Origin of the sequence: Burkholderia sp. SIMBA_051 (assembly GCF_046534915.1) — a bacterium.
GTDB classification, from domain to species: Bacteria; Pseudomonadota; Gammaproteobacteria; order Burkholderiales; family Burkholderiaceae; genus Burkholderia; species Burkholderia ambifaria.
Window position 1 is genome coordinate 221,635 of sequence record NZ_JAWRXS010000005.1, and the last position, 24,200, is coordinate 245,834.

The following is a 24,200-nucleotide window of genomic DNA, read 5'->3' on the forward strand; positions in this document are numbered from 1 at the left end:
CCGGTTGCCCCTGCGCGTTACTTGAGATCCTTCCGGTACTGGATGAACCCCGCGTTGTTCGCGAGCTTGTCGTACAGCGCGCGGGCGGCCGTATTGGTTTCGTGCGTGAGCCAGTACACGCGGCTCGCACCGGCTTCGCGGGCCCGCTCGTACACGGCCTCGATCAGCGCGCCGCCGGCGCCTTGCCCGCGCGCGTCGGCCGCCGTGAACAGGTCCTGCAGGTAGCAGTACGGCCCTTCGGTCCAGCACGAGCGGTGGTAGATCGCGTGCACGATGCCGATCAACGCACCCGACGCGTCGAATGCGCCGAGCACGAACATCGGTTCGGCGGGATCCATCAGGCGCGCCCACGTCGTCGCGAACACGGCGTCGCTCAGCGCGGTGTCATAGAACTTCTGATAACCCTGCCACAGCGGGCGCCACGCGGCTTCGTCGGCGGCGACGAGCGGCCGGACCGTGACGCGCGTCGCGTCGTTCGCACGGCCGGCCGCGTCGCGGGCACGCGCCTGCGCGTGGCGGATCGCGACGAGCGACTCGCGCTGCGCGCCGCCGGCGTCGAAGTTCTCCGGCGCGAGCCACGCTTCGAACGCGGCGCGCACGGCCGGCCATTCGCCGTCGACGATCGAGAACCAGGCGGTGTCGCGATTGCGTCCCTTGTAGATGATCGCCTGCCGGAACGTGCCTTCGTAACGGAAGCCGAGCCGGGCGGCGGCCTTGCGCGACGGCTCGTTCAGGTCGTCGCACTTCCATTCGTAGCGCCGGTAGCCGAGCGTGTCGAACGCGTACTTCATCAGCAGGTACTGCGCTTCGGTCGAAATCGGCGTGCGCTTGAGCAGCGGCGAGAACGTGACGGAGCCGACCTCGATCACGCCGTTGGCCGGGTCGATGCGCATCAGCGCGAGCGTGCCGACCGCGCGGTTCGTCGCGCGGTCGATCACCGTGTAATGCAGCGGATCGGCGCTCGTCGCCGCGCCGCGCGCGTAGTCGCGGTAGCTCGACTCGTCGGCGTACGGGCCGTGCGCGAAATAGGTCCAGTCGGCGCCGTCGGGCGCCTGCGCGTACGCGGCGTACAGGTCGGCGGCATGGCGGTCGGCGTCGAGCGGTTCGAGGCGGCAGTAGCGGCCCTCGAGCACGATGCGCTCCGGGCGCGGGCGCGCGGACCAGTCGGGAACGGGGCGGCCGATCGGCTGCTGGAAGTCGTTGGTGAGCGTGGACAAGGTCGATCTCGCTTCGGTTGGCGGCCGGCGACATGCCGGCATGCAGACGATCGTAGTCCCGGCGAGGTACCATGAGAAGCGCCAGGCGACGATGAATTTATGGTGCCACGGAGGTGCCGCAGTGGCGCCATGTCGGTGTCCGCTACGGTGCCGTGATTGCGCCGCGATCGCCGCGGCATGCCCCGAGACCTCCACGCCGCCATACGCTGATGACGACAACCCTTCCTTCCGGCACCGCGCCGGTAATGCCGCTCGACGCGCCGCTCGCGCGCACGGCCGGTGCGCCTTCGTTGCAGCGGCAATTGCTGCGCCGCGTGCGCGACGCGATTCTCGGCGGCGCGATGCCGGCCGGCACGCGGCTGCCCGGCACGCGCGCGCTGGCCGAGACGCTCGGCGTGTCGCGCAACACGACGGCGGCCGTCTACGAGCAGCTCGTCGCCGAAGGCTTCCTGCAATCCGATCGTCGCGGCACGCGCGTGGTGGGCCTGTCGCGGCCGGCGCCGCCGCGCCGGCGGGCCGCGCCGCCGGTCGTCGCGCAACGGCTCGGCCGGATGCGTCCGAGCCTGATCGGTACCGGCGAGTCGGACGCCTTTCGGCCGGGCGTGCCCGCGCTGTCGCATTTCCCGATCGATGCGTGGCGGCACGCGATCGACCGCGCGCTGCGCCGCGCCGGCCGCGACCTGCTCGCGTACGGCGACCCGCTCGGCGAGCGCGCGCTGCGCGAGTCGATCGCGCGCCATCTGGCCGTGACGCGCGGCGTGCGCTGCGATCCCGAGCAGATCGTGATCACCGAAGGCGCACAGGGCGCGATCGCACTGTGCGCGCAGCTGCTGACGAATCCCGGCGATACGGTCTGGGTCGAGGAACCCGGCTATCGCGGCGCGCGCACCGCGATGCAGGCGGCCGATCTCGATGTCGTGCCGATGCCGGTCGACGCGGAGGGGCTGCGCGCGGAAGACGCGGACTGGCGCGAACGGACGCCGCGGCTCGTCTATACGACGCCGTCGAACCAGTTTCCGACCGGCGCGGTGCTGTCGATTTCGCGCCGGCTCGCGCTGATCGACGCCGCGCGCCGGCATCGCGCATGGATCATCGAGGACGACTACGACAGCGAGTTTCGTCACACCGGCGAGCCGATCGGCGCGTTGCAGGGGCTCGCGGCCGATTCGCCGGTCGTCTATCTCGGCTCGTTCAGCAAGACGATGTTTCCGGCGCTGCGGATCGGTTTTCTCGTGCTGCCCGACGCGCTGCTGGCCGCGGTGCGGCCGGCGCTGCCGGAGATGCTGCGCGGCGGGACGCGCCACGTGCAGCTCGCGCTCGCCGATTTCATCGAGTCGGGGGAGTACGGGCGGCATCTCGGGCGGATGCGCCGGCTGTATCGCGACCGGCGGCGCGCGCTGCTCGCCGCGCTGGACGACGCGTTCACCGCGCCGCATCAGGTGGAGGGCGGGCCGTGCGGGCTGCATCTGGCGCTGCGGCTGCCGGCGCGCTATCGCGACCGCGCGATCGTCGAAGCGGCGCGCGAGCATGGGATCGGGCCGTTTCCGCTGTCGGGGTTTTCGCTCCACGCGACGTCGGCGGCCAACGGGCTCGTGCTCGGGTTCGGCAATACGTCGGCCGATGCGTTCGCGCCGATGCTGCGGACGCTGTCGGCGATCGCGCATCGGGTCGCGGGGGATTGAATAGCGGGTGGTCGGCCGGCACAACGGCCGCGTGATGCCACTGGAAGCAGGGCAGCGACACGCGTTCCTTGTAGTCGGCGATCGCCTCGGTCGCGATCGCGACAGGGTGCGGATTGCCGAACGGCAGATCGCGGAGTCGAGCCGCAAGCGGCCCGCGGGCGGTGTGCCGGCCCGCGCGTGACGTGACGCCGCTTACCGCACGCGTTCCGCGCGAATGATCCGGCGCGCGGCCACCAGGCTCAAGGCGAGCAACACCGCGACATATGCGACCACCGCACCCCATGCGCCGTGCTGCCACACCGTGCCGCCGGCCGAACCCAGCACGCTCGACCCGAGGTAATAGGCCAGCAGATACAGCGACGCGGCGTGCCCTTTCGCCGATCCGGCAAGGTGCCCGACCCAGCCGCTCGCGACCGCATGGGCGACGAAGAAGCCGATCGTGATCAGCACGATCCCGACGATGATCGCGAAGAGCGAATGCGACAGCGTCAGCGCGAGGCCGGCCGTGAACACGAGAATGCCGCTGACGAGGACGGGCGCGCGCCCAAGCCGATCGGCGAGGGCGCCCGCGCTCGACGACGACACCATCCCGAACAGGTAGGCGCCGAAGATCAGCCCGCACGCGGTCGCGCTCAGGTTGAACGGCGCGGCCGTCAGCCGGAACCCGGCGTAGTTGTACACCGTCACGAACGAGCCCATCACGAGAAAGCCGATCGCGAACACGAACGGAAGCCGCGCGTGATGCAGTTGCGCGTTCCATAGCCGCAGGTGATGGCGCAGCGTCAGGTCGGTTCGCTTCACGAAACGCCGCGATTGCGGCAGCAGCATCACGAATGCGATCGCCGCGACGAGGTCGACGACGCCGATCGTCAGCATCGCGGTGCGCCACGAGAAGTACTCTTCGAGCGCGCTCATCCCGATCCGCCCGATCATGCCGCCGAACGCGGTGCCGCCGACATAGAGCCCCATCGACAGCCCGAGCCCGTCGGGCGCGATTTCCTCGGCGAGATAGGCCATCGCCACCGCCGGGACGCCGCCAAGCGCGAAACCCTCGAGCGCGCGCCAGATCAGCAGCAGGTTCCAGTTCGGTGAAATCGCCGCCAGCACGTTGAACAGCGCGGCCAGCGTCATCGACGCGAACATCAGCCCACGCCGCCCGACGCGTTCGGACAGCGCGCCGGCGCACAGGATCGAGACCGCCAGCAGCCCGGTCGACAGCGACAACGACAGCGAGCTCGACGCCGCGCCGATATGGAACTCGCGCGCGAACGCGGGCAGCAACGGCTGCACGCAGTACAGCAGCGAGAAGGTGGAAAAGCCGGCCAGGAAGAGCGCCAGCGCGATGCGCTTGTAGGCCGCCGAGCGCGGCGACACGCCGGCGGGCAGCGCATCCGGCGTGACATTCGGGATGCGGGTCGCGGCAGGCGGAATCGCAGGGGAAGACATGGTTTGCACCTGATTGTCCAGGGAATACCCCGAATTCTTGCGCACGGTCATACATATGTCCAATATATGAAAGAAACCGTAGCGATACGTTTTACGATTGACCGGGATGCGCACGTCGCGCTTCCCTCCACCCCGGGATCACCTCGCACATGGAACTTCGGCATCTCCGATACTTTCTGGCCGTGGCCGCCACGTCGAACTTCACGAAGGCCGCGGAAACGCTCGGCATGGGACAGCCGCCGCTGAGCCAGCAAATCAAGGCGCTCGAAAGCGAACTCGGCGTGGAACTGTTCAAGCGGACCGCACGCGGCGCCGAATTGACCGTTGCCGGCGAGGTGTTCGCGGAAGAGGCGCGGCGCGTGCTCGACGATGCCGAGCGCGCGGCACGCGCGGCAAAGCGGGCCGCGCGCGGGGAAATCGGGCAGCTTCGCGTGGGTTTTACCGGCACGGCGGCGTTCAATTCGAAAGTGGCCGACCTGATTCGCCGCTTTCGCGAAGCGTTTCCGGACGCCGAGCTGACGTTGCAGGAGGCGACGTCCGGCGTGCTGCTCGAGGCGCTGGAGGCCGGGCGGCTCGATGTCGCGATCGTGCGCCCCGAGCGGCGTATCGCCGACACGTTGGTGGCGGCGGACTGGGACGAGGAACCGATGTTCGTCGCGTTGCCGGTCGCGCATCGGCTCTCGCAGCGGCGTCGGATCGATCTGGCGGAACTGACCGACGAAGCGTTCGTGCAGGTGCCGCGGGAAGCCGGCAGCGCGCTGTTCGACGACATCGTCGCCGCGTGCAATGCCGCCGGGTTTCAACCGCGGATGGCGCAGCCCGCGCCGCAGATCACGTCGGCGGTGACGCTCGTCGCGGCCGGGCTCGGCGTGTCGATCGTGCCGAAGGCGATCACGCAGGTGCAGGTCGCGGGCGTCGTGTATCGGCCGGTCGCCGGCGATGGTTTGCGCGCGAGGCTCGCGATCGCGTCGCGACGCGATGATCCGTCGGCAGTGGTGCGCAATTTTCTGGCGCTTGCGTGGTAGCGCGGGACGGTGGCGCGCGATCTATCGCGGCCGCGCGCCTCGCATGCAATGTGTGGTGAATATTCCGATTGACGAACCGCGAAACTTGTCCGGAACGAACGCCGGGGCGGTTTTGCCGCCATTCGACCGCTGGCATGCGGGTTTCCGAATCGTATATGGCCGACGCGGTGTGGACTATAAATGGATGCGTGTACCGGCGCCTGCCGGGCGTCCGCGTGTCTCGCGCGAGACGTCGCCGCGACTGCCGGGGGAGGTGCACCGTGGTTCGCCAGACGCTTGCTCGCGCCGTGCTTCGCACCGCGTTGATCGGGGGCGTATTCGCCGGCATTTTGTCGTCGTCGCCGCCCACCCGTGCCGGGACCGTCGCGACGCCCGCCCCACCGCCTGTCATGAAAAGCAGGCCCGCCACGCCCGCCACACGGGCTTACTCGGCGCCGGTCGACTTCCCGGCGATCGTCGACCGCTACGGCCCGGCGGTCGTGACCATCATGACCACCGGCCCCGACCAGCAGCCCGGTGGCCCGGCCTTCGCGATCCTCGAACCCGACGATCCGCTCGCCGGGTTCTTCCGCCGCGGTGCGCAGCCGCCTGCGCCTCCGCCTCCGCTCATGCCCGGGCAGGGCCCGCAGGCGCCGTTGCCCGATACGTCGCCGCGCGCGATCGCGGGCAGCGGCTCGGGCTTCATCGTCAGCCCCGACGGGCTGATCCTGACGTCCGCGCATATCGTCGCCGACGCGACCGACGTCACGGTGCGACTGGCCGATCGTCGTGACCTGAAGGCGACCGTGCTGGCCGTCGATCCGCAGAGCGACGTCGCGGTGCTGCGCGTCGACGCGACGAAGCTGCCGTTCGTGCGCATCGGCGATTCGGCGCGGGTGCGCGCCGGCGAACCGGTGATGACGATCGGCGCGCCGGACGGCTCGGGCAATACGGTCACGGCCGGCATCGTCAGCGCGACGGCGCATCCGCTGCCGGACGGCAGCGCGTTTCCTTTCTTCCAGACCGACATCGCGGTGAATCCCGACAACTCGGGCGGCCCGGTGTTCAACCGTGCGGGCGAGGTGATCGGCATCGCGGTGCAGGTCTACACCGGCGCCGACCGCTACGCGAGCACGACGTTCGCGATCCCGATCGCGTTCGCCATGAAGGTGCGTGCGCAAGCGCTGGCGCAGATGCGGACCAACGCGCAGGCGCAGCGCATGTCGTCCGTGTCGTCCGGCAACGCGCTGGGCGTCGACGTACAGGATGTCGGCGCCGGGTTGGCCGCCGCGTTCGGGCTGCCGCGTCCGGTGGGCGCGCTCGTCAACGGCGTCGATCCCGGCTCGCCGGCCGCCGCGGCCGGCGTGAAGCCCGGCGACGTGATCGTGCAGTTCGGCGACAAGCCGATCGGCCAGGCTGCCGAGCTGAACGACCTGGCCGCCGCGTTGCCGCCTGGCGGGAAGGTGCCGCTGCGGCTGATCCGCAACCGCACGCCGATGCGGCTGACGGTCACGGGAGCGGCGACCGGTGATGCGATCGACACCGCGACTTACAACGCGACCTACAACGCACCCGCGACGGGCAGCGCAGGCCCGGTCGGTACTGCCGGCGCCGCCGGCGTGGCGATGGCCGCCGCACGGCCGGCCGATGGCGGCGATCGGCTCGGACTGACGATGCATCCGCTGAGCGATGCCGAACGGCGTTCGACCGGGCTCGCGGTCGGGATGATGGTGGATGCGGTGCACGGGCCGGCCGCGCGCGCGGGCATCCGGCCGGGAGATGTCGTGCTGGAACTCAACGACACGCTGCTCGAAACGCCGGAAGACGTGCCGGCGCTCGAAGCGAGCGGCGGCGTGATCGCGGTGCTGATCCAGCGCGAGAACGCGCGCAAGTTCGTGTCCGTGCGAGCGCGGTAGGGCGTTGACGGGAGCGCGGGCGTGCGCCTAACATCGTCCGACATCGCTGCCCGTGTTTCGGGCGTTCAGGAGCCATCCGGCATGAAAGCGGCAAACTTCAACGTGGTAGTACGCAGGCGCAGGGTCCGGTAGCGGCACCGCGCCGGCACCCATGCGCCCCCGACTTGCTCGGGGGTTTTTTTTGCATTGCGCACGGCCCCGCGGCACGTGCGAGGAGGGCTTCCGCTTGCAACCGAACCTGCCGATCGCTTCCGAACCGGCTTCGCCCCGACACGCGACGCTGATCCTGTTGTGCGCGTTCTCCGTGCTGCCGTTGAGCATGTTGCTGCCGTCGCTGCCTGCGATCGCGCGCGACCTGCACGCCGACTACGGGCTCGTCGCGCTCGCGCTCGGCGGGTACGCGGCGGTTGCCGCGTCGCTCGAGTTCGTGATGGGGCCGTTGTCGGACCGGTTCGGGCGACGGCCGATCATGCTGGCGAGCCTCGGTGTCTTCACGCTCGGGTCGCTGGGTTGCGCGATGGCGACCGATATCCGTATGTTCCTCGCGTGCCGGCTGATGCAGGCGGCGATCACGTCGGTCTATCCGGTGTCGATGGCGACGCTGCGTGACACCGCCGGCGGCGAACGCGCGGCGAGCCGCATCGGCTATGCGGCGATGGCGGCCGCGTTCGCGCCGATGATCGGCCCGACGCTCGGCGGCGCGCTCGATCAGACGGTCGGCTGGCGGTCGAGTTTCTGGCTGCTCGGCGCGGCCGGTATCGCGCTGCTCGGCTGGTGCGGGTTCGATCTCGCGGAAACCCATACGAAGCGCGCCACCACGCTTGCGCATCAGCTTCGCGCGTATCCGGCGCTGCTGCGTGCGCGCCGCTTCTGGGCGTATGCGCTTTGCATGGCCTTTTCGACCGGCGCGTTCTACGCGTTCCTGGCCGGCGCGCCGCTCGCCGCGCAAGCGAAGTTCGGCATCCCACCGGCGGAAATCGGCTTGTACATGGGGACGATCACGGCCGGCTTCGTGTGCGGCAGCTTTCTGGCCGCGCGTCACGCGCACCGCTATCCGCTCGCCGCGACGATCCTGTGCGCACGCGTGATCGCCTGCATGGGGCCGGTGATCGCGCTCGCGCTGTTGTTTGGCGGTGCGACGCACGCGATCGCATGGTTCGGGCCGTGCGTGCTGATCGGCGTCGGCAACGGGCTGTCGAATCCCGGTGCGCATGCCGGCGCGATGTCGGTGCGGCCGGACCTGGCCGGTAGCGCATCGGGGCTGGTCGGGGCGATGACGATCGCGGGCGGAGCCGCACTGTCGTCGCTGACGGGCGCGGTGCTGACCGTGCGCAACGCGGGTTATGCGCCTTTGGTCGTGATGTTGCTGTCCGCGGCAATCGCGTTGGCGGCGGCGGGGTGCATCCGAATCTTCGACGCACGCGAACAGGATGCGTGATCGACGGCACGCATGAACGGCATGCCCATCCGGCGCGATGGCTTCGCCGCCCGGATCGGCAGGGATCGACGCAACGGCCGTCGGATGGACGTCGCGTCGCGTGGGCCTGGAGTTCCCCTTACGGCTTCGCCCCCATCACGAACTCGAACGTCGCCACCCCATCGACGCCGCCCGTCACGCTATCGCCCGGCTGCAGCGCGCCGACGCCCGCCGGCGTGCCGGTGAAGATCAGGTCGCCGGCCTTCAGCTCGACCGAGCGCGACACGTACGCGATCACGTCCGGCACGGCCCAGATCATGTCGGCGAGATCGCCTTGCTGGCGCGTTTCGCCGTTCACCGCGAGCCAGATCCGCCCGCTTGCCGGATGGCCGGTGACGCTCGTCGAGCGCAGTGCGGTCACGGGGCCCGACGCGTCGAAGCCCTTCGCCCAGTCCCACGGCCGGCTCAGTTTCTTTGCGTCGGCCTGCAGGTCGCGGCGCGTGAGGTCGACGCCCACGCCGTAGCCCCACACGTGCGACAGCGCATCGGCCGGGTCGATTGACCGGCCGTCCTTGCCGATCGCGACGACCAGCTCGATTTCGTGATGCAGGTCGCTGGTCAGCGGCGGATACGGGACGGTGCCGCCGGCCGGGACGATCGCGTCGGCCGGCTTCATGAAGAAGAACGGCGGTTCGCGGTCGGGATCGGCGCCCATTTCGCGAGCGTGATCGGCGTAGTTGCGGCCGACGCAGAACACGCGGCGCACCGGAAAGCGCGCGGACGACTGATCGACTTCGACGGAAGGACGCTCGGAAGCGTCGATGACGTATGCGGACATCGGATGGCCTCGTTCGATGGAAAGACGGATGCCGCCGCCCGCGCAATGCGCCGCGGGCCGGCATGCATGGAACGATACCCGACGCATGCGCGCCCGGATGCGACGCAACTGCGTTTTAACCGGACAAATCTACGCGTCGCCGGCCACCGGCGCCGTGTCGGCGTCCGGCAACGCGGCGTTGGCGTCCCGGTACGCCTTCGGCGACACGCCGACCCGCGCGCGGAAGCGCCGCGCGAAATACCCTTCGTCGCGGAAGCCGACCGAGCGCGCGATGTCCGCGATGCGGCGGCTCGTATGCGCGAGCAACGATTGCGCGAGCGCGATCCGGCGCTCGGTCACGAGGTCGGTGAAGGTGCTGCCGGTTTCCTTGCGCACGAGGTGCGCGAGGTAGTTCGGCGACAGGAACGCGGCCTCGGCGGTGGCCGCGAGCGTCAGGTCCTCGCGGGTCAGGTTCGCGCGCACATGGCGCAGCACGCGCGCGAGTGCGTCGCGCCGGCCCGCGCGCTGGGCGCCGCGCTGTGCGAGCTTGTCGAGCGCACCCGCGTACTGCGTGCAGACGAGCCCGATCAACTGCAGCAGGTAGCCGCGCAGCAGCGTCGTCGAGCCGAAGGTGCGCACGCGATCGGCGTCGAGCATGCAGAGCGCGAGGCGGCGCGCCTCGTCGAACGCGTCGCCGGTCAGGATGAAGTCGAGATGCTCCTGGAAGCGGAACGGCGTCAGCTCGGGAAAGCGGTGCGCGGGGACGTCCTCGAGATCGAGCGGATCGACGTCGAGATCGGCGCGCAGGAACGTCTGGCTGAAGTTGATCACGATGAAGTGCGCGCCGTCCGGATGCGGAATCAGGTGCTCGCGGTGCGGCAGCACGAACGCGAGCGCGCCGCGCGGAAACGGCCGCGTGACGCCGCCGATCCGCTGCTCGGTGTCGCCGCCGAGGTTGAACTGGATCTGGAAATACGCGTGACGGTGCGGCTCGGTGATCGCCTGGCGCGACGTCTGGTCGCGGATGTAGAAATCGAGCCGGTCGCTGCGTTCGGGCATCCCGTACAGGCGCGGCGGGGCGGTGGAGGGCATGAAGGATTCTGCTGTTCGTGACGCGGTTGAGCCGCGATGGTACAGCGAACCGCGCGCGGCCGGAATCCGCTGGCGATCCGTGCGGGCTGGTCGGATGGCGGGGCGCTCGGCGCGGCGACGGCGAATTACGTTGCCGGATGAAAGCCGAGGTAGCGGCAGCGGGCGCCGGCCTCGTCGTTCGCGAGCCGGCTGGATGCGCCGACCGAGCGCAGCGTGTCGGCAGTCGCGGTGCGATTCGTCAGCAGCGTCCAGGCCGGAGCCGCGCGATCGTCGGCCGCCACCTCCTCTGCCGCCGTGTATGGATCGGGCAGCGCGCTCAGTTCGGACAGCAGCCTGTCGGCGGGCGGCGCATGAATCGCGAAGCCTTCGTTCGCGACGGCCGCCGCATCGATGCCGAGCGCCGCACACAGTCGCGCGCGCAGCGGCGTCTCCGCCGCGCTTGCTTCCCGCGAGCGCGCGATGTTCTCGTGCGTTTGCACATCGATGATCGTTCCGTGGCGGGCGAGCGGCGCGTGCTGCCACGCGTCCGGCGGGCACTGCTTGCCGTCCGGCATCAGCGGCACGAACGGATTGACCTCGGCCGGGTAGATCCGGCACACCAGCGGGCGTTCGTCGTAGATGCCGCAGCGCAGGTCGTCGCGCAGGTTCGGGCACGGCCCCGCATGCGACGCGGTGAGGATGGCGGTGACCCGTATCGGCAGCGTGCCGCTGAGCGCGGGCGACGAACGTGCCCGCTTGTACGCGGCGAGCGCGTCGTCGGCGGCCGGTTCGACGGGCCACGGCATGGCGTCGCACAGCAGCTCCACGTGGCCGCCGCGCCGCAGCCACGCGATGGCCTCGGCGATGGTCAGCGGAATGCGCAGGTCGTGGCAGCAGCGGCCGCAGCCGGTGCATGAAAAATCGATGTCGTTCTGATTCATGTCGATGGGAGGCGCGGTGCGAGTGGCTGTCGTCAGGCCGCCACCAGCGGCGCGACGCGCCGGCGCAGCTCGGGCACGACCTCGGCGTCGAACCACGGATGATGTTTGAACCACGCCTGGTTGCGTGGCGACGGATGCGGCAGCGGCAGCACGTCGGGGCCGTAGTCGCGCCACGCGTGCACCGTGTCGGTCAGCGTCGTCTTGCGCGTGTCGCGCAGGAAATGCCGCTGCGCGTACTGGCCGATCAGCAGCGTCAGCCGGATCGACGGCAGTTCGGCGAGCAGCCGGTCGATCCACAGTGGCGCGCATTCGGGGCGCGGTGGGTTGTCGCCGCTCGCGCCGCGGCCCGGATAGCAGAAGCCCATCGGCACGATCGCGAAGCGCGTCTCGTCATAGAAGGTGTCGGCGTCGACGCCGAGCCAGTCGCGCAGCCGCTTGCCGCTCGCATCGTCCCACGGGATCCCGCTCGCATGGACGCGGGCGCCGGGCGCCTGCCCGACGATCAGGATGCGCGCGTCGCGATGGGCGCGCACGACCGGACGCGGGCCGAGCGGCAGCTCGGCTTCGCAGGCGCGGCACGCGCGGATGTCAGTGAGCAGCACGTCGAGCGACGTGCGCGTTCGTTTCGGCATCGATTCTGGACGGGGACGGAAGGGGCGGCGCGGATATCACGGCGTCCGGGCGGCGCCGGCGCCGGTGCCTGTGCCGCTCGGCGCATCGCGTCAGGCGCTCCCGCAGCGCGCGGCGTCGCGCGGTGCGTTGACCCTGCGGCCCTATGGCGCCGGCATCCTGCGAATCGGAAGGATCACTCGCCCGCTGAACCGCCTTCGGCGACCGCAGCATCATACAACGCCGTCTGCGCGATCGCCGCGGCGATCCCTGCGTCGTCGTGCGCGCCGTCGAGCATGCCCCAGCGCCGGTATTGCGACAGGAACCACTGGCCGTCGCGCGGATCCGGCCGGTTCACGGCGCCGCCGTCGTGGAAGCGGATCGGCAGCGGCGGCTGCGCGAACGGCCCCGCGCCGTAGTCGCCGAGCAGACGCGGCGCGATCAGCCGGGCCGGCACGCCGAGCGCGTCGGGCGACGCGAGCCAGCCGGCCGCCTCGCGGCGGTGCGCGGGATCGTCCAGCCATTCGCACGCATCGACGAGCGTGCGGATCAGCGCGCGCGCCGTGGCCGGATACAGCGCGACGAATTCGCGCCGCGCGGCGAGCACCTTCTCCGGATGATCGGGCCAGATCTCGCTCGTGACGGCGACGGTCCGGCCCGCGCCGCAGGCCTCGGCCACCGCGTGCCACGGCTCGCCCGCGCAGAAGCCGTCGAGCTCGCCGCTGGCGAGCGCCGCGACCATCTCGGGCGGCGGAATCACGACGCTGCGCACGTCGCGCAGCGGATCGACGCCGTGCGACGCGAGCCAATGATTCAGCCACATCGCATGCGTGCCGGTCGGGAAGGTCTGGGCGAGCAGCGGCTTGCGGCCGAGCGTCGCGAGCGCTGCGCGCACGTCGCCGCTTTCGCGATACGCGTCGGCGAGGCCGCGCGCGAACGTGATCGCCTGGCCGTTGCGGTTCAGCACCATCAGCGCGGCCATGTCGGTCTGCGGGCCGCCGATGCCGAGTTGCAGCCCGCACACGAGCCCGTACAGCGCGTGCGCAGCGTCGAGCTCGCCGGTCAGCAGCTTGTCGCGCACGGCGGCCCACGACGGCTGGCGGCTCAGTTCCAGCGTCAGGCCATGGCGTGCGCCGAGATTCAGCTGCTGCGCGACGATCAGCGGGGCCGCGTCGCTCAGCGCGACGAACCCGAGACGAAGATGCGCGCGTTCCGGCGCGGCGGGAGGCGAAGGTGTCATGGCATTCATGATTGGGATGACGCGTCGTGCAGTTGCCGGGCGACGTCGACGATGCGCAGCCCCTGATCCATCGCGCGTTTGCGCAGGAACGCATACGCGTCGTGTTCGGACAGCTTGCGCTGGTCCATCAGCAGGCGCTTCGCGCGGTCGATCAGCTTGCGCTCGGCGAGTTCGCGCTCGACGTCGGCGAGGCGGCGGCGCAGCGCATCGTCGTGCGAGAAGCGCGCGAGCGCGACTTCGAGGATCGGCGCGAGACGCTCGGCCGACAGCCCTTCGACGAGATACGCGCTGACGCCCGCGCCGACCGCCGCGTGAATCAGGTCCTGGTCGGCATCGTGGCTGAACATCAGCACGGGGCGCGGCGCCGTGGCGTGCATCACGGCGAGTTGCTCGAGCGTGTCGCGCGACGGCGAATCGGTATCGATGATCACGACGTCGGGGCGCTGCTCCTCGACGGCGGCGGGCAGCCGCGCGGGCGTGGCGACGTCGTTGAGCATTTCGTAGCCGAGGCGCGCGAGCGCGTCACCGAGTTCGCCGATCGGCTTGTCAGTGTCGGTGACGAGCAGCACGCGCAGGCGGAGGGGAGGAACAGGCGTACTCATGAGGCGAACGGCGGCGGCGAAATCGTGGTGCGATGCGCGGATCGGGCGCGGCGGCCTCGTGCGGAAATCGGGCCGCCGCAGCACGCGGCGGTCCGGCGGCCGGCGCAATCGGCACCGCTGTTTTCATGATAGGTGGGCGGTCGGTGCCGCGTGGCGTCGAACATGCTACGCGGCACGGGAGAACGCCGTCTCGATCGCGGTGCCCGCATCCGGCACGCACTGCACGGCGGCTTCGCCGATCGCGCCGCCGATGAGGATCACCGCCGGGCTGCCGAGCCTGGCTGCGGCCACACCGCGTGCGAGGCCGCCGAGCGTGCCGGTCCAGCGGCGCTCGTGCGGCGTGCCGGCCCATTGCACGGCGGCGGCCGGCGTCGACGCCGGCAGCGCGGCGAGCAGGCCGGCCGCGATGCTGTCGACGCGGCTCATCCCCATGTAGATCGCAAGCGTCGTGCCGGTCGCCGCGAGCGCCGTCCAATTCGGCTCGCCGTGATCCTGGCGGTGCGCGGTGACGAACGTGACGCCCTGGCAGTGCTCGCGGTGCGTGAGCGAGATGCCGAGGCTCGCGGCGGCCGCGAATCCCGACGAGATGCCGTTGATGATGTCCACCGGAATCGCGGCGGCGCGCAGCGTCGCGAGTTCTTCGCCGGCGCGGCCGAACAGCAGCGCGTCGCCGCCCTTGACGCGCACGACGTGCGCGCCGCGCAGCGCGTAGCGGCGCATCAGTTTCTCGATGAACGCCTGCGGCGTCGAGCGGCAGCCGCCGCGCTTGCCGACGCGGATCACGCGTGCGTGCGGCGCGAGTTCGACGATGCCGGGCGCGACGAGATCGTCGAGCAGCAGCACGTCGGCGGCCGCCAGCGCCTTCACGGCCTTCAGCGTGAGGAGATCGGGATCGCCGGGGCCGGCGCCCAGCAGCGTGACTTTGCCAGTCGTCATGTCGTGTTCCTGTACCGCGTGCGTGCGGCGGTCGAGAGCGTATCGGTGCGCGCGGCGGCGGCGGGCGGTCGAAGCGACCACGGCATCCGGCCGTGCCGTGCACGGGAGGGACGTCGTTGTCCGGTCTGCTGTACCTGCCTGCGACGGCGCGCCCGCATCGCGGGGGGCCGCCCACCGGCTCCATTGCCGGTGTGTGCATTCGATTCAGCAATATCCGGGCCAGCCTGCGCGAACGGTACGGCGCGCGTGCCGGCATGCGCCGCCCGATGGCTGCACCGGCGCCGCACGCGCATGCGGCCGAAGGGTCAGGGCGCACGCGATCACGCATCGGCGTGCATCACGCCCATCCGCGCGCACCGCGATGTCGCACGGCGACAGTGCTGCAGCGCACCACATCTGTGCCTCGATGCATTCCAACGAATCGCACGGGGCGCGCCGCCAAGAGGCGGGCGACGGGCGGCGAGCGTTGTGCGGCGGGGCTTTCGGCGCGATTCGCGGCGACATGGCACGGCGCTTGCGTTAGGTGGTCCGGGCGAATCAACGGCGATTCGTCCGCAGCACCGATTACTGAACGCGCCCGGCAACGGGCTTCTTCATGGGCAACGGCGTCCTACGCATCGGGTCTCTCGACGAGACCGGGTGCGCAGGACGCCGTTTTTCGTTTGGCGGATGACATGACCGACAAAGCTACCCGTATCGATCTCTTCTCGTTCCGCACCGCGCCGATGCGCGCATTCCACATGACGTGGATGGCGTTCTTCGTGTGCTTCTTCGCATGGTTCGCATGCGCGCCGCTGATGCCGCTGATCGCGCGCGAATTCCACCTCACCGCGGCGCAGGTCGCGAACATCAACATCGCCGCGGTGGCCGCGACGATCGCCGTGCGGCTGCTGGTCGGCCCGCTGTGCGATCGCTTCGGCCCGCGCCGCGTGTACGCTGGGCTGCTCGTGCTCGGCGCGATTCCCGTGTTCGCGGTGTCGTTCACGCACGACTATCTGTGGTTCCTGATCTGCCGCCTGGGCATCGGGGCGATCGGCGCCGGCTTCGTGATCACGCAATATCACACGTCGGTGATGTTCGCGCCGAACGTGGTCGGCACCGCGAACGCGACGACGGCCGGCTGGGGCAACGCCGGTGCGGGCGCGACGCAGGCGATGATGCCGCTGCTCGTCGCGGCCGGCCTGATCCTCGGCTTCGGTGACAGCGCGTCGTGGCGCATCGCGCTGGTCGTGCCGGGCGTCGCGATGCTCGTGATGGCATGGGCGTACTGGCGCTTCACGCAGGACTGCCCGCAAGGAGACTTCGTCGCGCTGCGCAAGCAGGGCGTGACGGTCGACAGCGGCAAGAAGGGCGGCTGGGCGAGCTTCTTCGCGGCGTGCGGCAACTATCGCGTGTGGATGCTGTTCGTCACGTACGGCGCGTGCTTCGGCGTCGAGGTGTTCATCCACAACATCGCCGCGCTGTACTACGTCGACCACTTCCACCTGTCGCTGAAGGATGCCGGCTTCGCGGTCGGCCTGTTCGGGATGCTCGCGCTGTTCGCCCGCGCGCTCGGCGGCTGGCTGTCGGACAAGATCGCCACGCGCCGCAGTCTCGACGTGCGTGCGGCGCTGCTGTGCGCGCTGATCGTCGGCGAAGGGCTCGGGCTGATCTGGTTCTCGCATGCGCAAGGCATCGGCATGGCGCTCGTCGCGATGCTGACCTTCGGCCTCTTCACGCACATGGCCTGCGGCGCGACCTATGCGCTCGTGCCGTTCATCGACCGCAAGGCGCTCGGCGGCGTCGCGGGGATCATCGGCGCCGGCGGCAACGTCGGCGCGGTGGCCGCGTCGTTCCTGCTGAAGGGCGTCGGCGACGTGCAGCACACGCTGAGCCTGCTCGGCCTTGCCGTCACCGCGACCGCATTGTGCGCGATGGCCGTGCGCTTCAGCGAAGAACACAAGGCGCGCGAGGCCGAGCTGCGCGATCGCGCGCTGGCCACTGCCCAAGCCGCGAACTGATCGACCGAGGGAAACGCCATCATGAAACTCATCGTCATCGGCCATGGGATGGTCGGCCACAAGCTCCTCGAATGCGTCGCGGCGCAAGCCGGCGCGGCGGATGCGCTGCAGGTCACGGTGCTCGGCGAGGAGCCGCGCCCGGCGTACGACCGCGTGCACCTGTCGGAATTCTTCGCGGGCAAGTCGGCGGACGACCTGTCGCTCGTCGAGCCCGGCTTCTTCGAACGGCATCCGCAGTTCGACCTGCGCTTGAACGCGTGCGTCGCGTCGATCGACCGCGCCGCGCACACGGTCACGCTCGCGTCGGGCGAGACGCTCGCGTACGACAAGCTGGTGCTCGCGACGGGCTCGCGTCCGTTCGTGCCGCCGGTGCCGGGCCGCGACCGCGCGGGCTGCTTCGTGTACCGGACGATCGAGGATCTGGAGGCGATGCAGGCGTGCGGCGCGCACGCGAAGCGTGGCGTGGTGATCGGCGGCGGGCTGCTCGGCCTCGAATGCGCGAAGGCGCTGCGCGACATGGGGCTCGAGACGCACGTCGTCGAATTCGCGCCGCGGCTGATGGCCGTGCAGGTCGACGACGGCGGCGGCCGCATGCTGCGCGCGAAGATCGAGGCGCTCGGCGTGACCGTGCATACGGGCAAGAACACGCTCGAGATCGTCGATGGCGAGGAAGGTACCCATCGGATGGCGTTCGCCGACGGCTCGCATCTCGACACCGACATGATCGTGTTCTCGGCCGGCATCCGTGCGCGCGACGAACTGGCACGCGCGTGCGGTCTGGAGATCGGCCCGCGCGGCGGCGTCGCGATCGACGACGCGTGCCGCACGAGCGACGCCGACATCTACGCGATCGGCGAATGCGCGGCCTGGAACGGGATGGTGTACGGCCTCGTCGCGCCCGGCTACGACATGGCGCGCGTGGTCGCGAAGCAGCTCGCGGGTGACGCTGACGAAGCGGCCGCGGCCGCGTTCGCCGGCGCCGACATGAGCACGAAGCTCAAGCTGATGGGCGTCGACGTCGCCAGCATCGGCGACGCGCACGGCACGACGGCCGGCAGCCGCACCTACCAGTACGCGGACGAGCGTCGCCAGGTCTACAAGAAGCTGGTGGTGTCGGATTGCGGCAAGTTCCTGCACGGTGCGGTGATGGTCGGCGACGCCGCCGAATACGGCACGCTGCTGCAGATGATGCTGAACCGCATCGAGCTGCCCGAGTCGCCGGAATTCCTGATCCTGCCGTCGTCGGACGGCGCGGCCAAGCCCGCGATCGGCGTGGATGCGCTGCCGGAAGGCGCGCAGATCTGCTCGTGCAACAACGTGTCGAAGTCGCAGATCTGCGCGGCGGTGGCCGACGGCGCGACGAGCCTCGGTGCACTGAAATCGTGCACGGGCGCGGGCACGTCGTGCGGCGGCTGCGTGCCGCTCGTCACGCAGATCATGAAGGCCGAGATGAAGAAGCAGGGCCTCGCGGTCAACAACCATCTGTGCGAGCACTTCCCGCATTCGCGCCAGGAGCTGTTCCACCTGATCCGCGTCGAGCGCATCACGACGTTCGACGAGCTGCTCGCGAAGCACGGTCGCGGCCTGGGCTGCGACGTGTGCAAGCCGGCCGTCGCGGGCATCCTAGCGTCGTGCTTCAACGAGTTCGTGCTGAAGAAGGAGCATGCGGGGCTGCAGGACTCGAACGACTACTACCTCGCGAACATCCAGCGCGACGGCACGTACTCGGTCGTGCCGCGCATGCCGGGCGGCGAGGTGACGCCGGAAGGGCTGATCGCGGTCGGCCAGGTCGCGCGCAAGTACGGCCTCTACACGAAGATCACGGGCGGCCAGCGCGTCGACCTGTTCGGGGCGCGCGTCGAGCAGTTGCCGTCGATCTGGGAAGAGCTGATCGCCGCCGGCTTCGAATCGGGCCATGCGTACGGCAAGTCGGTGCGCACCGTGAAGTCGTGCGTCGGCTCGACGTGGTGCCGCTACGGCGTCGACGATTCGGTCGGCCTCGCGATCGACATCGAGAACCGCTACAAGGGCTTGCGCGCGCCGCACAAGATCAAGTTCGGCGTGTCGGGCTGCACGCGCGAGTGCGCAGAAGCGCAGGGCAAGGACGTCGGGATCATCGCGACCGAGAAGGGCTGGAACCTGTACGTGTGCGGCAACGGCGGGATGAAGCCGCGCCACGCGGAACTGATCGCATCCGACCTCGATCGTGCCACGCTGATCCGCTACATCGACCGCTTCCTGATGTTCTACGTGCGCACCGCCGACAGGCTGCAGCGCACCAGCGTGTGGCGCGACAACCTCGAAGGCGGGCTCGACTACCTGACCGACGTCGTCGTGCACGACAAGCTCGGCATCGCGGCGGAACTCGAGGCCGACATGCAGCACGTGGTCGACACCTACGAATGCGAATGGAAGAAGGCCGTCACCGATCCGGAAACGCGCAAGCGCTTCCGTCACTTCGTGAACAGTGACGCGCCGGACACGAACATTGCCTTCGTCGAGACGCGCGGCCAGATCCGTCCCGCGACGCCCGACGAGCGCGTGGGCGGCAGGCCCGTCCGGATTCCGGTCGTCGCCGAAGCGGCCACCGAATCCGCAACCGAATCGGCAACCGTTTGACCCTGACCGACACCCGCGTCTTTTCCAAGGAGCCCATCATGAACGATCGTCTTCCCCTGTCCTGGACCCGTGTGTGCCCGCTCGACGACATCGTGCCGAACACCGGCGTGTGCGCGCTCGTCAACGGCGAGCAGGTCGCGGTGTTTCACGTCGCGCATGCTGAAGCCGGCGGCGTGTTCGCGATCGACAACGTCGACCCGGTGTCGCAGGCGGCCGTGATGTCGCGCGGGCTGATCGGCAGCCTCGGCGAGCGCGTCGTCGTCGCGTCGCCGCTGTACAAGCAGCATTTCGACCTGCGTACCGGCGAATGCCTGGAAGCGCCCGAGAAGTCGGTGAGCGCGTATCCGTCGCGGGTCGAGGACGGGTTCGTGTGGATTGCCGCCTGAACGCGCCGGAGCACGCATGAGCGCCACCCCCGTCAAGAGCGTGTGCCCGTACTGCGGCGTCGGCTGCGGAATGGTGCTGCACGTCGAGGATGGCGAGGTCGTCAAGGTGTCCGGCGACTCCGAGCATCCGACCAACTTCGGGCGACTGTGCACGAAGGGCTCGTCCGCGCACGTCGCGTTGCGCCGCTCCGGGCGGCTCGATCGCGCGTTCGTGCGGCGCGCGCGGGAGGACGATCTCGTGCCGCTGCCGGCCCGCGACGCGATCGCCGAAACCGCGCGGCGGCTGCGCGCGGTGCTCGACGCGCACGGGCCCGATGCGCTGTCGTTCTACGTGTCGGGGCAGATGTCGATCGAGGCGCAATACCTCGTGAACAAGCTCGCGAAGGGCTTCGTCGGCACCAACAACATCGAGTCGAACTCGCGCCTGTGCATGGCGAGTGCGAGCACCGGCTACAAGCAGTCGCTCGGCGCGGACGGCCCGCCCGGGTCGTACCAGGACTTCGATCGCGCGAACCTGTTCTTCGTGATCGGCGCGAACATGGCCGACTGCCATCCGATCCTGTTCCTGCGGATGATGGATCGCGTGAAGGCCGGCGCGAAGCTGATCGTCGTCGATCCGCGCCGCACCGGCACCGCCGACAAGGCCGACCTGTTCCTGCAGATCCGCCCCGGCACCGATCTCGCGCTGACCAACGGGCTGCTGCACCTGTTGCACGCGAACGGCCGCACCGATGCCGCGTTCATCGACGCGTACACCGAAGGCTGGGACGCGATGCCCGCGTTCCTCGCCGACTACACGCCTGAGCGCGTCGCGGATATCACGGGCCTTGCCGAAGCCGACATCCGCACGGCCGCGCAATGGATCGGCGACGCGCAGGAATGGATGAGCTGCTGGACCATGGGGCTCAACCAGAGCACGCACGGCGTGTGGAACACCAACGCGATCTGCAACCTGCATCTCGCGACGGGCACGATCTGCCGCCCGGGCAGCGGGCCATTTTCGCTGACCGGCCAGCCGAACGCGATGGGCGGCCGCGAGATGGGCTACATGGGCGCGGGCCTGCCGGGCCAGCGCTCGGTACTGTCCGACGACGACCGGCGCTTCGTCGAGAACCTGTGGCGCGTGCCGGCCGGCACGCTGCGCAAGGAAACCGGCAACGGCACGGTCGACCTGTTCGAGCGGATGGCGGCCGGCGACATCAAGGCGTGCTGGATCGTCTGCACGAATCCGGTCGCGACCGTGCCGAACCGGCAGAACGTGATCGCGGGGCTGCAGGCCGCGGAGCTGGTGATCGCGCAGGACGCGTTCCTCGACACCGAGACCAACCGCTACGCGGACATCCTGCTGCCCGGCGCGTTGTGGGCCGAGGGCGACGGCGTGATGGTCAATTCCGAGCGCAACATGACGCTGATGCGCGCCGCGATCGCGCCGCCCGGCGACGCGCTGCCCGACTGGCGCATCGTCGCGGAGGTCGCGCGCGCGATGGGCTTCGGCGATGCGTTCGACTATGCGTCGGCGGCCGACGTGTTCGACGAGATCGTGCGCTTTTCGAATCCGGCGACCGGCTACGACCTGCGCGGCGCGAGCCATGCGGCGCTGCGCGACGGCCCGGTGCAATGGCCGGTCGCGCCGGGCACCGCGCGCGAGCGGCACCCGATCCGCTACCTGAACGACGGCGTGAGCCAGACGCCGCGCGCGGCCGACAGCGGGCACGACGCGCCGCGCATCGCGTTCCCGACGCCGTCGGGCAAGGCGCGTTTCTTCGCGCGGCCGCACGTCGCGCCGGCCGAACTGCCGGACGACACGTTCCCGATCGTGCTGAACACCGGGCGGCTGCAGCATCAATGGCACACGATGACGAAGACGGGCAAGGTCCCGATGCTGAACAAGCTCAATCCGCGCCCGTTCGTCGAACTGCATCCGGACGACGCGAGCGCGCTCGGCATCGCGACGAAGGACAGCGTCGCGATCCGTTCGGCGCGCGGCCGCGCGGTGCTGCCGGCCGTCGTGACCGAGCGCGTGCAGCGCGGCAACTGCTTCGCGCCGATGCACTGGAACGACGTGTACGGCGACGACCTGTGCATCAACGCGGTGACGAACGACGCGATCGATCCGGAATCGCAGCAACCCGAACTGAAATATTGCGCGGTCGCGCTGACGCGCGTCGACACGGACGCGTTCGCGTCCGCCGACGACGACACGGCGCGGCCCGATGCCGCCGCGGCCGATGCCGATGCGCGGCCCGCGCCGGCGACGGTGCAGATCACGGCTTCACAGGAATCCGACATGGCAGACCTCGACACTTTCGCGGCGGCGCTCGGCGTGGCCGATCTCGCGCCGCCGCCGCTCACCGAGGCGGAGCGCCTGTACGTGGCCGGCCTCGTCAGCGGGCTGAAGGCGAGCGCCGGCCGGCGCGAAGGCGGCGTGCCGGTGCTGCCGGCCGGCGCGCCGCTCGCGCCGCCGGTGCGGTTCTGGCTCGACGGGATGCTCGCGGGGCTGTTCAGCCGCGCGCTGCCCGCGCACCCGGCGGACGGTGCGGCGCCCGCGCTGTCCGCCGAGGCCGCCGCGCCCGGCGGCGTGCGGATCGTACGCACGCGTCCGAAGGTCGTGCTGCTGTGGGCGTCGCAGACGGGCAACATCGAATCGCTGACCGAGGATTACGCGACGCAGCTGATGAACGCGGGTTTCGAGATCCGCACCGCGTGCATGTCCGACTATCCGGTCGCGTCGCTGGCCGGCGCGCAATACGTGCTGCTGATGACGAGCACGTTCGGCGACGGCGATGCGCCCGACAACGGCAGCGAGTTCTGGGATGCGCTGCAAGCTAGCGGCGCCGCGCGCCTCGACGGCGTGCACTTCGCGGTGCTCGCGTTCGGCGATCGCAACTACGACCAGTTCTGCGGCCACGGCCGCCGGCTCGATGCACGGCTCGCGGAGCTGGGTGCTGCGCGCTTGTGCGCACGCGTCGATTGCGACGTCGAGTTCCAGCGCGATGCGGACCAGTGGCTCGAACGCGTGGTCGCCCGGATCAAGGACGCGGATGCGGCGCTGCATGCGGTGCCGACCGCCGGATTGAGCGCGTCGGGGCTGCTGCCGACCAAGGCGCGTCCGGCGCCGTCGAAGCTCGTCGCGAACCTGCGGCTCAACCGGCCGGGCGCCGCGAAGGACACGCGCTACGTGTCGCTGTCGACCGAAGGCGCGAACCTCGAATACGAAGCCGGCGACGCGCTCGGCGTGTGGCCGACCAATTGCCCGGAACTGGTCGACGAGTTGCTGTCGGTCACCGCGCTGAAGGCCGATGCGCCGGTGTCGATCGACGGCGTCGGCGACATGCGCCTGGGCGACGCGCTGGCACGCCACTTCGACATCACGCGCCCGCACCCCGACACGCTCGCGTTTATCGCATCGCGCAGCGCGAACGGCGCGCTGAAGGCGCTGCTCGGCGACGATCGCAAGGCCGACCTGAAGCAATGGTTGTGGGGGCAACAGCTGGCGGACGTGCTGCACGAGTTTCCGGTCGAGCTGTCGGGTGCCGAGCTGGTCGCGATGCTGAAGCGGCTGCAGCCGCGCCTGTATTCGATCGCGTCGAGCCCGAGCGCGCACCCGGGCGAGATCCACCTGACGGTGTCGGCCGTGCGCTATCACAACGGCCGGCGCGCGCGCAAAGGCGTCGCGTCGACGTTCCTCGCCGATCGCGCGGACGACGGGCGCGTGCCGGTGTTCGTGCAGAAGTCCGCGCATTTCCGGCCGCCGGTGAACGGCGACGTGCCGGTCGTGATGGTCGGGCCCGGCACGGGCGTCGCGCCGTTCCGCGGCTTCCTGCACGAGCGGCAGGCGCGCGGCGCGCGCGGACGCAACTGGCTGTTCTTCGGCGAGCAGCATGCGCAGACCGACTTCTACTACGGCGACGAGCTCGAAGCGATGCGCGACAGCGGCTTCCTGACGCGGCTCGATCTCGCGTTCTCGCGCGACCAGGCCGACAAGATCTACGTGCAGGACCGGATGCGCGAGCAGGGCGCCGAACTGTACAAGTGGCTGGAGGAGGGCGCGCACTTCTACGTGTGCGGCGACGCCGCGCGGATGGCCAAGGACGTCGATACCGCGCTGAAGGCGGTCGTGGCCGAGCACGGCGGGATGTCGGACGAAGCCGCGAACGACTACGTCGCGCGGCTCGCGAAGGCGCGCCGCTACATGCGGGACGTGTACTAGCCGTACGAGCGGCGGGCTGCCGTATGGTGCCCGCCGTTGTCTGGCCGCATGAGCGGCGCGCTGCCATCCGGCGCCCGGCGTTGTGCG

General features: G+C 70.2%; 17 protein-coding genes and 1 pseudogene. 8 read left to right on the top strand and 10 right to left on the bottom strand.

Going from position 1 to position 24,200, the window contains the following annotated elements; all coding sequences use genetic code 11:
- Window positions 1–17: 17 nt before the first annotated feature.
- A complete protein-coding gene (locus SB771_RS14160; protein ID WP_175659127.1) occupies window positions 18–1,217 on the bottom strand; it encodes a GNAT family N-acetyltransferase in 1,200 nt (399 codons plus the stop codon).
- Window positions 1,218–1,426: 209 nt separating this feature from the next.
- Between SB771_RS14160 and SB771_RS14165 the strand changes: the two genes are divergently transcribed.
- Window positions 1,427–2,899 (top strand): PLP-dependent aminotransferase family protein, encoded by a 1,473-nt coding sequence (locus SB771_RS14165; RefSeq protein WP_175659128.1) that lies wholly within the window; start codon window positions 1,427–1,429, stop codon window positions 2,897–2,899.
- Here the strand turns inward: SB771_RS14165 and SB771_RS14170 are convergent.
- Both SB771_RS14170 and SB771_RS14175 read right to left on the bottom strand, forming a co-directional pair.
- Window positions 2,895–3,002, bottom strand: a pseudogene (locus SB771_RS14170) (transcriptional regulator); the annotation flags it as partial. The gene SB771_RS14165 and the pseudogene SB771_RS14170 overlap by 5 nt on opposite strands.
- A gap of 89 nt (window positions 3,003–3,091) precedes the next feature.
- Window positions 3,092–4,345: an MFS transporter gene (locus SB771_RS14175; protein WP_175659129.1), complete on the bottom strand. Its 1,254-nt coding sequence runs from the start codon at window positions 4,343–4,345 to the stop codon at window positions 3,092–3,094.
- Window positions 4,346–4,494: 149 nt separating this feature from the next.
- On the opposite strand from SB771_RS14175, the gene SB771_RS14180 reads away from it, so the two are divergent.
- The 3 genes from SB771_RS14180 to SB771_RS14190 all read left to right on the top strand — a co-directional run bounded on the left by SB771_RS14180 (window position 4,495) and on the right by SB771_RS14190 (window position 8,703).
- Window positions 4,495–5,370, top strand: coding sequence for a LysR family transcriptional regulator (locus tag SB771_RS14180; protein ID WP_175659130.1), 876 nt, complete (start codon window positions 4,495–4,497; stop codon window positions 5,368–5,370).
- 260 nt (window positions 5,371–5,630) lie between these two features.
- Window positions 5,631–7,265, top strand: coding sequence for a trypsin-like peptidase domain-containing protein (locus tag SB771_RS14185; protein ID WP_175659743.1), 1,635 nt, complete (start codon window positions 5,631–5,633; stop codon window positions 7,263–7,265).
- A gap of 226 nt (window positions 7,266–7,491) precedes the next feature.
- Window positions 7,492–8,703: an MFS transporter gene (locus SB771_RS14190; RefSeq protein WP_175659131.1), complete on the top strand. Its 1,212-nt coding sequence runs from the start codon at window positions 7,492–7,494 to the stop codon at window positions 8,701–8,703.
- 118 nt (window positions 8,704–8,821) lie between these two features.
- On the opposite strand, the gene SB771_RS14195 is transcribed toward SB771_RS14190, so the two are convergent.
- From SB771_RS14195 to cobA, 7 genes are all read right to left on the bottom strand, one after another.
- Window positions 8,822–9,520, bottom strand: a complete 699-nt coding sequence (locus tag SB771_RS14195; protein ID WP_175659132.1) for a fumarylacetoacetate hydrolase family protein — start codon at window positions 9,518–9,520, stop codon at window positions 8,822–8,824.
- Window positions 9,521–9,649: 129 nt separating this feature from the next.
- A complete protein-coding gene (locus SB771_RS14200; RefSeq protein WP_175659133.1) occupies window positions 9,650–10,591 on the bottom strand; it encodes a helix-turn-helix transcriptional regulator in 942 nt (313 codons plus the stop codon).
- Between the two features lie 125 nt (window positions 10,592–10,716).
- Window positions 10,717–11,511 carry a YkgJ family cysteine cluster protein gene (locus SB771_RS14205; protein ID WP_175659134.1) on the bottom strand — a complete coding sequence of 265 codons (795 nt, stop codon included), beginning with the start codon at window positions 11,509–11,511 and terminating at the stop codon, window positions 10,717–10,719.
- A 32-nt stretch (window positions 11,512–11,543) separates the two neighbouring features.
- Complete coding sequence (locus SB771_RS14210; RefSeq protein WP_175659135.1) at window positions 11,544–12,143, bottom strand: uracil-DNA glycosylase family protein; 600 nt, start codon at window positions 12,141–12,143, stop codon at window positions 11,544–11,546.
- 173 nt (window positions 12,144–12,316) lie between these two features.
- Window positions 12,317–13,360, bottom strand: a complete 1,044-nt coding sequence (locus SB771_RS14215; RefSeq protein ID WP_175659136.1) for a CmpA/NrtA family ABC transporter substrate-binding protein — start codon at window positions 13,358–13,360, stop codon at window positions 12,317–12,319.
- Window positions 13,361–13,365: 5 nt separating this feature from the next.
- Window positions 13,366–13,962, bottom strand: coding sequence for an ANTAR domain-containing response regulator (locus SB771_RS14220; RefSeq protein ID WP_006756002.1), 597 nt, complete (start codon window positions 13,960–13,962; stop codon window positions 13,366–13,368).
- Between the two features lie 165 nt (window positions 13,963–14,127).
- Window positions 14,128–14,898 carry a uroporphyrinogen-III C-methyltransferase gene (gene cobA / locus SB771_RS14225; RefSeq protein WP_175659137.1) on the bottom strand — a complete coding sequence of 257 codons (771 nt, stop codon included), beginning with the start codon at window positions 14,896–14,898 and terminating at the stop codon, window positions 14,128–14,130.
- A 674-nt stretch (window positions 14,899–15,572) separates the two neighbouring features.
- Between cobA and SB771_RS14230 the strand changes: the two genes are divergently transcribed.
- From SB771_RS14230 to SB771_RS14245, 4 genes are read left to right on the top strand one after another with little or no spacing between them, the layout of a single operon-like run.
- Window positions 15,573–16,898, top strand: coding sequence for an MFS transporter (locus SB771_RS14230; protein WP_175659138.1), 1,326 nt, complete (start codon window positions 15,573–15,575; stop codon window positions 16,896–16,898).
- A 21-nt stretch (window positions 16,899–16,919) separates the two neighbouring features.
- Window positions 16,920–19,517 carry a nitrite reductase large subunit NirB gene (gene nirB / locus SB771_RS14235; RefSeq protein WP_175659139.1) on the top strand — a complete coding sequence of 866 codons (2,598 nt, stop codon included), beginning with the start codon at window positions 16,920–16,922 and terminating at the stop codon, window positions 19,515–19,517.
- A gap of 38 nt (window positions 19,518–19,555) precedes the next feature.
- Window positions 19,556–19,903, top strand: coding sequence for a nitrite reductase small subunit NirD (gene nirD / locus SB771_RS14240; protein ID WP_006761456.1), 348 nt, complete (start codon window positions 19,556–19,558; stop codon window positions 19,901–19,903).
- A gap of 16 nt (window positions 19,904–19,919) precedes the next feature.
- A complete protein-coding gene (locus SB771_RS14245) occupies window positions 19,920–24,113 on the top strand; it encodes a bifunctional nitrate reductase/sulfite reductase flavoprotein subunit alpha (RefSeq protein WP_175659140.1) in 4,194 nt (1,397 codons plus the stop codon).
- Window positions 24,114–24,200 lie beyond the last annotated feature (87 nt).

Excerpts from the sequence above, each read along its gene's own strand:
- SB771_RS14165 (WP_175659128.1), top strand. The coding sequence starts at position 1,427 with ATGACGACAACCCTTCCTTCCGGCACCGCGCCGGTAATGCCGCTCGAC.
- SB771_RS14175 (WP_175659129.1), bottom strand. The coding sequence starts at position 4,345 with ATGTCTTCCCCTGCGATTCCGCCTGCCGCGACCCGCATCCCGAATGTC.
- SB771_RS14180 (WP_175659130.1), top strand. The coding sequence starts at position 4,495 with ATGGAACTTCGGCATCTCCGATACTTTCTGGCCGTGGCCGCCACGTCG.
- SB771_RS14195 (WP_175659132.1), bottom strand. The coding sequence starts at position 9,520 with ATGTCCGCATACGTCATCGACGCTTCCGAGCGTCCTTCCGTCGAAGTC.
- SB771_RS14200 (WP_175659133.1), bottom strand. The coding sequence starts at position 10,591 with ATGCCCTCCACCGCCCCGCCGCGCCTGTACGGGATGCCCGAACGCAGC.
- SB771_RS14205 (WP_175659134.1), bottom strand. The coding sequence starts at position 11,511 with ATGAATCAGAACGACATCGATTTTTCATGCACCGGCTGCGGCCGCTGC.
- SB771_RS14210 (WP_175659135.1), bottom strand. The coding sequence starts at position 12,143 with ATGCCGAAACGAACGCGCACGTCGCTCGACGTGCTGCTCACTGACATC.
- SB771_RS14215 (WP_175659136.1), bottom strand. The coding sequence starts at position 13,360 with ATGACACCTTCGCCTCCCGCCGCGCCGGAACGCGCGCATCTTCGTCTC.
- SB771_RS14220 (WP_006756002.1), bottom strand. The coding sequence starts at position 13,962 with ATGAGTACGCCTGTTCCTCCCCTCCGCCTGCGCGTGCTGCTCGTCACC.
- cobA (WP_175659137.1), bottom strand. The coding sequence starts at position 14,898 with ATGACGACTGGCAAAGTCACGCTGCTGGGCGCCGGCCCCGGCGATCCC.
- SB771_RS14230 (WP_175659138.1), top strand. The coding sequence starts at position 15,573 with ATGACCGACAAAGCTACCCGTATCGATCTCTTCTCGTTCCGCACCGCG.
- nirB (WP_175659139.1), top strand. The coding sequence starts at position 16,920 with ATGAAACTCATCGTCATCGGCCATGGGATGGTCGGCCACAAGCTCCTC.
- nirD (WP_006761456.1), top strand. The coding sequence starts at position 19,556 with ATGAACGATCGTCTTCCCCTGTCCTGGACCCGTGTGTGCCCGCTCGAC.
- SB771_RS14245 (WP_175659140.1), top strand. The coding sequence starts at position 19,920 with ATGAGCGCCACCCCCGTCAAGAGCGTGTGCCCGTACTGCGGCGTCGGC.